Raw genomic sequence first — 10214 nt, forward strand, 5'->3', positions numbered from 1 at the left:
ACAGGTTGATCAGGATCAGATAGAGGGGAAAACAGCCAGACGGCCCGGCGCAGTTCGCCCTCGGAATTGTTTTCCGTCACCATGACGTGGAACTGGCGCGGCAGCATGATAACGGCGAAGGATGACAGCACCGTCCATGACCAGCCAGTTCTCGTGATTGAGCGGCCGTTCGAACACGGCAGCCACTTCAGGCGCCCCGGAGATCGCGCGTACGAGGTCGATGGGGCCCGTCATAAAGGGTGAAGGTCACCCATGCGCCCAACGGCCAGGAAGGCGATCAGCTTGACGATTGCTTCCGATGCGATTGCCAGCATCAGGCCTTCCTGGTGCTCGGTCGCATCGATGTGGCGGGTGCCGAACAGCCATGTGAACACCGCCATCCCGATGGCGATCAACAAGGTGATGTCGTCGAAGACCGGGAAATAGCTTTCGGCCGGTGTAATGAGCGGGGCCGACCATGGTGGTGATGGACAGCGAAAACGGCTTTCAGCTGCAAGGCGATATAGGGAATGATCCCGATGACGGCGATGATGGTCGCGACCGCAGCCACCGACTGGCTTTTGCCGTAGCGGGCGCCGATGAAATCGGCAATCGAGGTGATGCTTTCGGCCTTGGCTATGCGGGACGATCCTGCGCAGGAGCGTGTAGCCGAGGCCGAAAACAAGTACCGGGCCGATGTAGATCGTCAGGAACTCAATACCGTTGCGGCTCGCCCCCCCGACGGAGCCGTAGAAGGTCCAGGATGTGCAGTAGACCGAAAGCGAAAGCGCATAGATCAGCGGCCGCCCGCGCCCGGGGAAAGGCCACGGCGTGGCATCCGGTCCCCGTAGCTGGGCAATGGCAAACAGCAGGAGAATATACCCCACTGCAACCAGTATCACGACCCAACCTTCATGCATCATTTGAGTTCTGTGCCTTCCTCCCCGATGCGGCGGAACTGTCAGCCTGTTTCCGCTTTTTTTGTCCACCGCACCTGAGATCGGACCACAACTGCGGCAGACTGTCCATTCGTCTTGGGGCGAAGACGTTTCGGAAGGTCTCGCCGGCACGCGGATCGTTTTTTTCTTAACGCTGGGTCATTTCCGGCGATAAACTACATGAAAGTTGCCGAGTCGCCGTTTCGATGCCGGCCTTTTTTGCAGTGAGGAACACCGGATGCTTAAGGAATTCAAGGAATTCGCGATGAAGGGCAACATGCTCGACATGGCGGTCGGTATTGTGATCGGCGCGGCTTTTTCCGCGATTGTCTCCTCTATGGTGGATGACATCATCATGCCGCCGATCGGCTTGATCCTCGGCAACATCGATTTCTCCGAGATCTTCATCATTCTGAAGCAGGGAACGCCCGAGGGCCCTTATGCGACGGTGGCCGCCGCAAAGGAGGCCGGTGCGGTCACCTGGAATGTCGGTCTGTTCATCAACGCCCTGATCAAGTTCGTCATCGTCCGCCTTTTGCTCTCTTCGTGCTGGTCAAGGGCGTCAATAACCTTCGCCGTAAGGAAGAAGAAGCTCCCAAGGCACCCGCGGCTCCCCCGCAGGATATCGTACTGCTGCAGGAAATCCGGGACCTGTTGAAAAAATAGCGTTCCCCGAGGAGGGGCCGGCTCGCGGATTTTGCGCCGGTCCGCCGCCGATAACGCCTGGACCGGCCTTGCCGTCGGGTGTTGCGGCCGAAGGTCGACTTTTTCAAACCGGACTCCCTGCCGTTAGGAATACGTCCGAACCCCTCTCTGCGATCTCTTGATTATTGGAAAGGCTACATAGGTGGCGCGTGATGTGATTGGCGGCCTGAGGGCCGAGGCAAGGCTTGCACCTGAAAGCGGCAATCGTGGAAGTCGTGAACGCGGCGCGGGATCGGGAGGGCCTCATTCCGCTCTGGGTCGGCGAGGGCAACCTGCCGACACCGGAATTCATCTGCAACGCGGCCAAGGCGTCGATGGATGCGGGAGAAACGTTCTATACCCATCAAAGAGGCATTCCCGAGTTGAGGGAGGCGCTCGCCGGCTATCATCGGGATCTCTACCGCAAACCGTTTTCCATGGACCAGTTTTTCGTGACGGGCTCGGGGATGCAGGCGATGCAGATCGCCGTCCAATGTGTTTGTGGGGGGCGGGCGACGAGGTGGTGTTCCCAAGCCCAGCCTGGCCGAACCTGGCCGCCAGTGGTCGGCATCATGGGCGGACGGGCCGTGCCGGTGACGATGGATCACGACGATGCCGGCTGGTCGCTCGACCCGCAAAAGCTGTTCGACGCCGTCACGCCGCAAACGCGGGCGATTTATCTGAATTCTCCCAGCAATCCGACCGGCTGGGTCGCGGACAGGCAGCTTCTGACGACGATCCTGGAAGAAGCGAGGCGGAACCGGGGCCTTTGGATTCTCGCCGATGAGGTCTACGGCCGGTTTTCCTATCAGGGTGCGGGGGCCGGCTCCCTCCTTCAACGAGATTGCCGACCCGGACGACAGGATCCTGTTTCATCAATACGTTTTCCAAGAACTGGGCCATGACCGGCTGGCGGATCGGCTGGTTGTCGGCGCCGACGGAAATGGGACAGGTGATCGAGAACCTGATCCAGTATTCGACCTCCGGCGTGCCGGTTTTCAGCCAGCGCGCAGCGATTGCGGCCCTGACCGAAGGGGGCGATTTTCTGAAACAGCAGATCGAACGGGCGGAAAGCGGGCGCAGGATCGTGGTCGACGGCTTGTCGGACTCCAACCGGATCCAGCTGTCTGCCCCGGACGGCGCGTTTTACCTGTTCTTCGGCATCGAAGGCATCAAGGACTGCCGGCGCCTGGCGCTTGACCTGGTGGCCAGAACCGGTGTCGGCCTCGCCCCAGGGTCCGCGTTCGGAACGGGCGGCGAGGGGCTTCCTGAGGCTGTGCTTTGCGCGCAATCCGGAGCAGTTGAAAGTTGCTGTGGAGCGGATTGCTTCAGCCGCAGGGGATTTCCAATGAGGGGTTTTCTTGACGGAGTTAAGTAAATACCCTTAATCAGACACTCAGGGTGTAGCTTTCAGTCCGGGAATTCGGCAATGGATGATACCGTCAGGCCTCTTTTGGGAGCGGCGTTTTCGACGTCCGAGGCAAGGCTGGCCAGCGTTTTTCGACACGGCGGTCGACGGTATTGTCGTGATCAACGAACGGTGCCAGGTACTCGCCTTCAACAAGGCTTGCGAGGACTTGTTCGGCTACAAGGCTAGCGAGCTGCTCGGCGACAATGTCAACAAGATCATGCCGATGGATTATGCGACCGCCCATGACGGTTACGTTCAGCGCTACCTCGACACCGGCCAGAAACGTATCATCGGCATTGGCCGGGAAGTCAGCGGCCGTCACAAGGACGGAACGGAATTTCCGGTGGAGTTGTCGGTCGGTGAGGCGCCGACCCCGGACGGCAGGCAGTTCATCGGCATCCTGCGCGACTTGCGGCCCCGTCACTCCGTCGAACAAAGATTGGCGCAGGCCCAGGCGCAACTGGTGCATATGACCAGGATCAGCGCGATGGACGAAATGGGGGCCGCGATCGCCCACGAGCTGAACCAGCCGCTGACCGCCATTCTGCTTTACCTCCAGGCCGTTTCCCGCAAGGCGAAAGCCGACGATGCGCTCGATGCGCAATTGCTTTCAGTGATCGAAAAGGCGGTGGCGGAAGCCGAACGGGCTGGCGAAAATCATTCAGCGGATGCGTGAGCTGGTCGAAAAGAAAGAGCCGGAACGCACGAATATCGATGTTGAGGAGTTCGCCCGGGCATGCATCGACCTCGTGGAGATGGGGCAGGGCGGCAAGCGATCGATCATCAGCTATACCGTCGAGCCGGACCTTCCGTTTTTGCCGGCTGACCCGGTTCAGATCCGACAGGTTCTGGTCAATCTTCTGCGGAACGCGCGCGAAGCCGTCTCCGACAGCGAGACCCAGGAAGTGCATCTGTTCGTTGTCGGTACGGATGGCTTTATCGAGTTCCGGGTGCGCGATACCGGACCAGGCGTGCCGGAGGAAGTGGTGCCGGAACTGTTCCGTGCGTTTTCGGGCAAGAAACAGAAAGGTTTGGGGCTTGGACTCGCGATTTCACGATCGATTGCGCAAAATCACGGCGGCGATTTGTTCCTCGATACAAACGCCATTAAGCCGGGAGCAACTTTTGTCCTGAAACTTCCAACTGGAAAACCGGTGTATTCCGAATCGGAAAGCTAGCAGCTGCGCCAAGTTACTGCGATTGAAATGAGAAGAACTGAATAGGGGCCGGACTTTATGACGAGCGAAGCGAAAGCCATTTACATTGTCGATGACGATCCGGCGGTACGGGATGCATTATCGGTCGTATTCAATCTCGAAGGCTTCGTCGTGGAAACGTTTTCCGATGGCGACACATTTCGTGCAGTCGGCCAGCAAGACCCATCCCGCTTGCGTGATCCTGGATGTCCATATGCCGGGCCGGTCGGGTATCGATATTCTGAAATCGCTGAATGCGGAAAACTATCCCGCTCCGATCTTCATCATCTCCGGGCAGGGCGACATTCCGATGGCGGTCGAAGCCATTCGCAACGGCGCTTTCGATTTCATCGAGAAACCGTTTACCGCGGACAAGGTGGTCGATCGGATCAATCAGGGCATTGAGGCCGTCAAAAGGACAGGCTCCGACGAGATGTCGATGGATTTCTCCGGTGCGGATTTGTTGACCCGCCGGGAAAGCGAAGTTCTGAAGGAGATCACCGACGGCTCTTCGAACAAGGAAGTCGGCCGCAAGCTGGGGATCAGCCCGAGAACGGTGGAAGTGCACAGGGCGCGGATCATGGAGAAGCTCGGCGCCCGGAATGCCGCGGATCTGGTCCGTATCGTGCTGGGACGCGCCTGACCGATTGGCTTGTGCGTGTGGGACATAAGGGAAATTCCGGACTGTTGTTTCGGATTTTTTCCCCCAGATTGTCAGCGAACATCTTCGTGCAGTGTTACTGCGTACATCGTTCGGGCTTGGACTGATGTATTTTAGACGGGCACTTGTTGCTGTTCAAAGCTGACAGTTGTTCCAAGCTGAAAGAATCGTCTTGCGTGTTCATATAGTTGAAGATGATACAGCCGTTGCGGATGCGCTTTTGGTGGTCCTGAGCGATTTCGGCCACTCCGTCGAATGTTATCCGGATGGTGAAACGTTTCTGAAAACCGCATCTCCGGCCGTCGGAAGATGTCGTCATCGTCGATGTCGGTTTGCCCGGCATCGGGGGGGACGATGTGATTCGGCACCTGAACAGCTTGCAGGATATCCCGCGGATCATAGCGATTTCCGGTAAGCCGAAGAACGCGCTCGAGCGTCGTCTCTCAGGCGTACCCGGTCACGTTCTGTTACGCAAGCCGCTGTCTCTGGCTGGTCCTGACGGAGCACCTCCTCAAGGCCTGACCGAAGGCCCCCGCGGTCGCCCGTCCATCCGGGCTATGTAGTTAACCCTACGCAGTTGACCGAATTTTTCCTGTCATGCAGCATCTCTATTGTCAAACCTGCAAGGATGGCATGGTCGTCGGACGGGACGTTGTGCTCAGAGCGATAGGGACGGTAATAGGCTAGTCTGGCCGGGAACACCTGTCTCTTTCGACAGAGCCTTGCCTCTAAAAGGAGGGGAATATGGCATATCTTCAGCATGAAGCCACCGGACAGGCTGCCATCGGGCACACCGCTTTCAACCGCGTGACAGACACGAGAGATGCATCTTTTGCATCCTTCGGGGCCAAGCGCGCGAGCTTTGATGCCCACGATGTCATCTATTACGAAGGCGATCCCGCAAAACGGATTTATGAACTGGCCTCCGGCACGGTGATGCTGTTCAAGCTGCTTCCGGACGGGCGCCGCCAGGTGGTCGAAGTCCTGCGCCCGGGCGACATTTTCGGATTGTCCAACAGTGACGAATACGACTGCACGGCCGAGACCCTGACGCCTTCCGAGGTTCACGAAATCGATCTGAAGCAGGTCGAGGCGTCGGTCGATATGCAGCGCAAGCTGACCAGGTGCCTGACCCATCAGATGCATGTCCTGCACGAACATGCCGTTTTGCTCGGTCGCAAGTCGGCCATCGAGCGTGTCGCAAGTTTCCTCATGTATCTCGTACCGAACCGCGGCGGCGTCGGCTGCACCGGTCCCGCTGATGAAGAAAACGACGGCTGCGATATCCATCTTCACATGACCCGTCAGGAAATCGCCGACTACCTGGGTTTGACCATCGAAACGGTCAGCCGCGTCGTTTCCGAACTGAAGCGCCGGGGTGTCATCCGTATCGACAGGGCGGACAAGATCCATCTGAACAAGGTCTGCAGCCTCTGTCAGATGACGGGTATTCACTGATTTCGGGATCACAAACAACAGCAAAGTGCCCCATCGATCCCAGGAAGGCCGGAATTCCGGCCTTCTTTTTTGCGTGTATCACGCTTGATACCTCACACGGCCATGGAGTGCCGCGCGCCGGTTTTGGCGTGACTGTCTGCGAGATAGGCATCAAAGGCCGCGGCAGCGAGCCGGACATAAGGCTGTCCGGCGTGCGTAATTTGAATGACGTCATTCTCTTCCAGACTGACAAGTCCATCCGCGATGAGCTCATCGAGCGCCGCAACAGAATCCGCCAGTGAGGCAACGCCGACACCATAACTCCGGCAGACCGCCTGAAGATCGCAGCGATAGTCGGTCATCAGCTGTTCGATGATCCGGCCTCTGAGCAGGTCGTCCTTCGACAGCGCCATTCCGCGTGCGACCGGAAGTTTGCCGCCGAGAATCGCGCGGCGCCAGTGGCCGACATCGGGAATGTTCTGGACGTAGCCCTGGGTCAGCCGGCCGATGGACGATACGCCCGCCCCGATAAGCTGCTCGCCCTGATCTGTCGTATATCCCTGGAAGTTGCGTCGCAGGTCGCCGTTCCGCACGGCGATGGCCATGGAATCGTCCTCGCGCGCGAAATGGTCGAGACCGATTGCCACGTATCCGGCATCGATAAGGTCGCGCCGCGCAACTTCCGCCAGCTCAAGGCGTTCGGCCGGGCTCGGCAGGAGGGTTTCGTCGATCAGCTTCTGATGCTTCTTCATCCAGGGGACATGCGCATAACCGAACAGCGCGACACGTCCTGGATTAAGATCAATGGTCTTGGCGACCGTATCGCGAATGGTATCCGCCGTCTGGGCGGGCAATCCGTACATCAGGTCGAAATTCAGGTTGTCCAGACCGGCATCGCGCAGATGAGCGGTGGCCTGAGCGACAATCTCATAAGGCTGTAACCGGCCGATCGCCTTTTGAACTTCGGGATCGAAATCCTGAACGCCGAGGCTTGCCCGATTGACACCGATCTCCGCCAACGTATGCGCAAGCGACGCGCCGACGACCCGCGGGTCCAGCTCGATCGCGTGTTCCAGGTCCGGTGCGAAGTCGAACAGGACGCGCATCAGTCCGGCAAGGTCGCGCAGGCTGTCCTCGGGAAGCAGGCTCGGTGTGCCGCCACCCCAATGGATGTGCTTGACCGGACCCGGTGATGTCAGGTGTCCCGCAATCAGTTCCAGTTCCTGGCCCAGGGTCTGCGCATAGGCGGCCAGCGGCGCCTCCTGGCGCGATGCCTTCGTGTGGCAGCCGCAATAGTGACAGATCTCACGGCAATAGGGCACGTGGAGATAGAGGGACAGCGTATCCGTCGGCCCGAGCTTCTCCAGCCACCCCGCATAAACCTCATCGGTAATGCCGCCGTGAAAATGCGGCGCGGTCGGATAACTCGTGTAGCGCGGAACGGTCCGCATGGCGTAGGTAAGAGCAGTGTCGGTCATGACGCCACATTGGTGTCGGTATCGACATGTGTCCTTGATATTGCTCAAGGAGGCTGGAAATCGCGGCTGAAAAATCAGCTCGCCCGCAAACTGAAATCGGAGGTGTAATGTCAGACCCGTTCGAACCGGACCTGTTCAAACCGGACCGGGGCCGGCTGTGCCTCTACGGCTCTTTCGACAGCGCCAACCTGGTGGTGCGGTTCGTTCTGGAGGAAATCGGGCTCGACTATCGCTTTGTTCCGGTAGACCGGGCCGTCCGCGCGAACCGGACACCGGACTATCTGAAGCTGAACCCGCAAGGCCTGCTGCCGGTCCTTTCCGATCCGGACCTGAGCGAGCCGGTCTTCGAAACCGCGGCCATTATCCTCTATCTCGCCGACAAGACGCAACGGCTCGCGCCGCACCCGTCCTCACTCGAGCGTGGCCGGCTTCTGACGTGGCTGTTCTTTCTGTCCAACACGCTCCATGCTGATTTGCGCATCTCGTTCAGGCCCGAACGCTATGTGGCAGACGCAGCCGTCCGTCCACATCTTGTCGCCGGGCTTGGGGACCGGTTGAGGCAGGATTTCGATCATCTTGAAACCGCATTCGAACGGTCGGGCGGACCCTATTTGCTTGGGGCCGAGCCCTCGATCGTGGATTTTTATGCAGCGACTTGTGCCAGGTGGTATCAGATTTATCCGCAATCGTCCGAGTTCGATCGCAAAGCCTGGCCACGGCTGACCGCGATGCTCGGCGATCTTCAGACCCGTCCGGCCGTTGTGCGTGCCAAGAAGATGGAGCAGATCCCCGGACCTGCGTTCCTCGATCCCCAACGGCCCGCCATCAATCCCGCCGCGCTGACCGGAATTTAGCGCATGCAAATCCATATGCCTGTTAAAAACTGATTGCTGAAAATGGCCTGCCCCCGTCTTTTATCCACCCGTCTTTCGTCCGCAAAGGGATTGTTCATTGAGTGAGAAATCGACGGTGACTGGTGTCTTGCGCCAGACGGGGCTGACATTTGCACTGGGCGCCTTCGGCGGGACGCTATTTCATACTGCCGGAATGCCTGCCGGCTGGCTCGCAGGAGCGATGATTCTTGTTGCGGCGGCGGCATTGGCGCGCGTTCCGGTCGATCTGCCGAATTGGATGCGCGACGGTTTTTTTGTCATCCTGGGTCTTTCCATGGGGGGCGGAGTCAGGCCGGATGTGGTGGACCGGATCGGCCATTGGCCCGCAACAATGGCGATACTGGCGGTCACCCTCGTACTGGTCACTGCGGCGACCTATGTCTTTCTGAAACGATTCGCCCATTGGGACCGGGAATCGGCCTTTCTTGGGGCGATCCCCGGTGCCCTTTCATTTGTCATGGCGATTGCTGCCGAGCGCAGGGCGGATCAGGCGCGCATTGCCGTATCGCAAACCGTGCGCCTGGTGATTCTTGTTTCCGTTCTGCCTTTGGTGATCACGTCGACGGCTTCCCATGGTCCGCAAACAGGTGTTCCGACCGCTTTTCCGGACTGGGGGGAAGGGGTCATTCTGCTCGTAGCCTGTCTGGCTGCAAGCTTTCTGGCCGTGCGCCTGCGCGTGCCCGGAGGATGGCTGACGGGAGCTTTCTTCATGAGTTCGGCAATCAATGTGACCGGCCTCATGTCGGTCGCGCTGCCCCAATGGATCCTGGTGCCCTGCTATATCGGGCTCGGATGCTATATCGGCAGCCGATTCACATCGACGACATTCGGCATGTTCGTAAATATGCTCAGGGCGTCTCTGGGCGCCATCGTCGTCGGACTATGTGTTTCCCTGGCGATGGCCTGGATCGCATCCGTTCTGGTGGGGCTGCCCTTCGGCCAGCTGCTGCTGGCTTATGCGCCGGGAGGGCTGGAAGTCATGACCCTGCTGTCCTTCATGCTGAACCTCGATCCGGCTTTCGTCGCGGCGCATCAGCTCGCGCGCTATATCTCGATGGTTCTCCTGCTACCTTTTATCACAGGTCTTCTGCTCGGGCGGGTCTCGAATGAGTCCAAAAGTGGGCGAAACTGAGATCTTCGAAGGGGGGCGGCGGACTTTTCCAGTCTTATTGTCGCAGGGGCCAATTGACCCAGCGGCATCATGTCGGCGATCTTTCTTAAGGGGTTTCAATCATTCTTGATTTGAATCAACGTCAGGATGGAGCCGTCGTGCGCATGGTCGGGCCATCGTTGGCACTCTGTAACGATTTTAAAGACTGGGGCGCGAAATATGGCACAGACAAAGGCCAGATTCATTTCGCTAGAAGAAGGCCTCTTTGCGGCTTTCCTCGTAGCGTTGGCATTCGCTTGCCTGATCATAGCAGGCAAGACATATGATCAAGTGATGGCGTTTCACACTGGACTGGGGGCACTGATTGCCGCGGTCAGCGTGTTCGTCATCTTCAAAAAATACTTCGATAATGACGGGATGCCGATC

Annotated in this window: 10 protein-coding genes and 3 pseudogenes; 10 read left to right on the plus strand and 3 right to left on the minus strand. The window is 58.7% G+C overall.

Annotated features, from left to right (window positions below):
- Positions 1–15: 15 nt before the first annotated feature.
- Both ABIN98_RS07865 and ABIN98_RS07870 read right to left on the minus strand, forming a co-directional pair.
- The gene (locus ABIN98_RS07865) at positions 16–234 is read right to left on the minus strand and encodes a hypothetical protein (RefSeq protein WP_346908940.1); all 219 of its coding nucleotides are present in this window, start codon (positions 232–234) and stop codon (positions 16–18) included.
- Positions 231–881 carry a hypothetical protein gene (locus ABIN98_RS07870; RefSeq protein ID WP_346908942.1) on the minus strand — a complete coding sequence of 217 codons (651 nt, stop codon included), beginning with the start codon at positions 879–881 and terminating at the stop codon, positions 231–233. The genes ABIN98_RS07865 and ABIN98_RS07870 overlap by 4 nt, the downstream gene beginning before the upstream one ends.
- Positions 882–1155: 274 nt before the next feature.
- Between ABIN98_RS07870 and mscL the strand changes: the two are divergent.
- The 7 genes and pseudogenes from mscL (at position 1156) to ABIN98_RS07905 (ending at position 6327) form a co-directional block, all read left to right on the plus strand.
- Positions 1156–1583, plus strand: a pseudogene (mscL, locus tag ABIN98_RS07875) (large conductance mechanosensitive channel protein MscL).
- A gap of 224 nt (positions 1584–1807) precedes the next feature.
- Positions 1808–2506, plus strand: coding sequence for an aminotransferase class I/II-fold pyridoxal phosphate-dependent enzyme (locus ABIN98_RS07880; RefSeq protein WP_346908944.1), 699 nt, complete (start codon positions 1808–1810; stop codon positions 2504–2506).
- A complete protein-coding gene (locus tag ABIN98_RS07885; protein ID WP_346908946.1) occupies positions 2503–2979 on the plus strand; it encodes an aminotransferase class I/II-fold pyridoxal phosphate-dependent enzyme in 477 nt (158 codons plus the stop codon). The genes ABIN98_RS07880 and ABIN98_RS07885 overlap by 4 nt, the downstream gene beginning before the upstream one ends.
- A gap of 55 nt (positions 2980–3034) precedes the next feature.
- On the plus strand, positions 3035–3688 hold the full coding sequence (locus ABIN98_RS07890) for a PAS domain S-box protein (protein WP_346908947.1): 654 nt from the start codon (positions 3035–3037) through the stop codon (positions 3686–3688).
- Positions 3681–4190 carry a HAMP domain-containing sensor histidine kinase gene (locus ABIN98_RS07895; protein ID WP_346908949.1) on the plus strand — a complete coding sequence of 170 codons (510 nt, stop codon included), beginning with the start codon at positions 3681–3683 and terminating at the stop codon, positions 4188–4190. Before ABIN98_RS07890 ends, ABIN98_RS07895 begins: the two co-directional genes overlap by 8 nt.
- Positions 4191–4247: 57 nt before the next feature.
- A pseudogene (locus ABIN98_RS07900) lies at positions 4248–4851 on the plus strand (response regulator transcription factor).
- Between the two features lie 762 nt (positions 4852–5613).
- Complete coding sequence (locus ABIN98_RS07905) at positions 5614–6327, plus strand: Crp/Fnr family transcriptional regulator (RefSeq protein ID WP_346908951.1); 714 nt, start codon at positions 5614–5616, stop codon at positions 6325–6327.
- Between the two features lie 92 nt (positions 6328–6419).
- On the opposite strand, the gene hemN is transcribed toward ABIN98_RS07905, so the two are convergent.
- Positions 6420–7784, minus strand: coding sequence for an oxygen-independent coproporphyrinogen III oxidase (hemN, locus tag ABIN98_RS07910; RefSeq protein ID WP_346908953.1), 1365 nt, complete (start codon positions 7782–7784; stop codon positions 6420–6422).
- Between the two features lie 107 nt (positions 7785–7891).
- Between hemN and ABIN98_RS07915 the strand changes: the two genes are divergently transcribed.
- From ABIN98_RS07915 to ABIN98_RS07925, 3 genes and pseudogenes are all read left to right on the plus strand, one after another.
- Entirely contained in the window at positions 7892–8638 is a 747-nt protein-coding gene (locus tag ABIN98_RS07915) for a glutathione S-transferase family protein (RefSeq protein ID WP_346908955.1), read from the plus strand.
- A 97-nt stretch (positions 8639–8735) separates the two neighbouring features.
- Positions 8736–9809 carry an AbrB family transcriptional regulator gene (locus ABIN98_RS07920; RefSeq protein ID WP_346908957.1) on the plus strand — a complete coding sequence of 358 codons (1074 nt, stop codon included), beginning with the start codon at positions 8736–8738 and terminating at the stop codon, positions 9807–9809.
- A gap of 198 nt (positions 9810–10007) precedes the next feature.
- Positions 10008–10214 (plus strand): annotated as a pseudogene (locus ABIN98_RS07925) (cytochrome C oxidase); the annotation flags it as partial.

Origin of the sequence: uncultured Roseibium sp. (assembly GCF_963675095.2) — a bacterium.
Taxonomy (GTDB): domain Bacteria; phylum Pseudomonadota; class Alphaproteobacteria; order Rhizobiales; family Stappiaceae; genus Roseibium.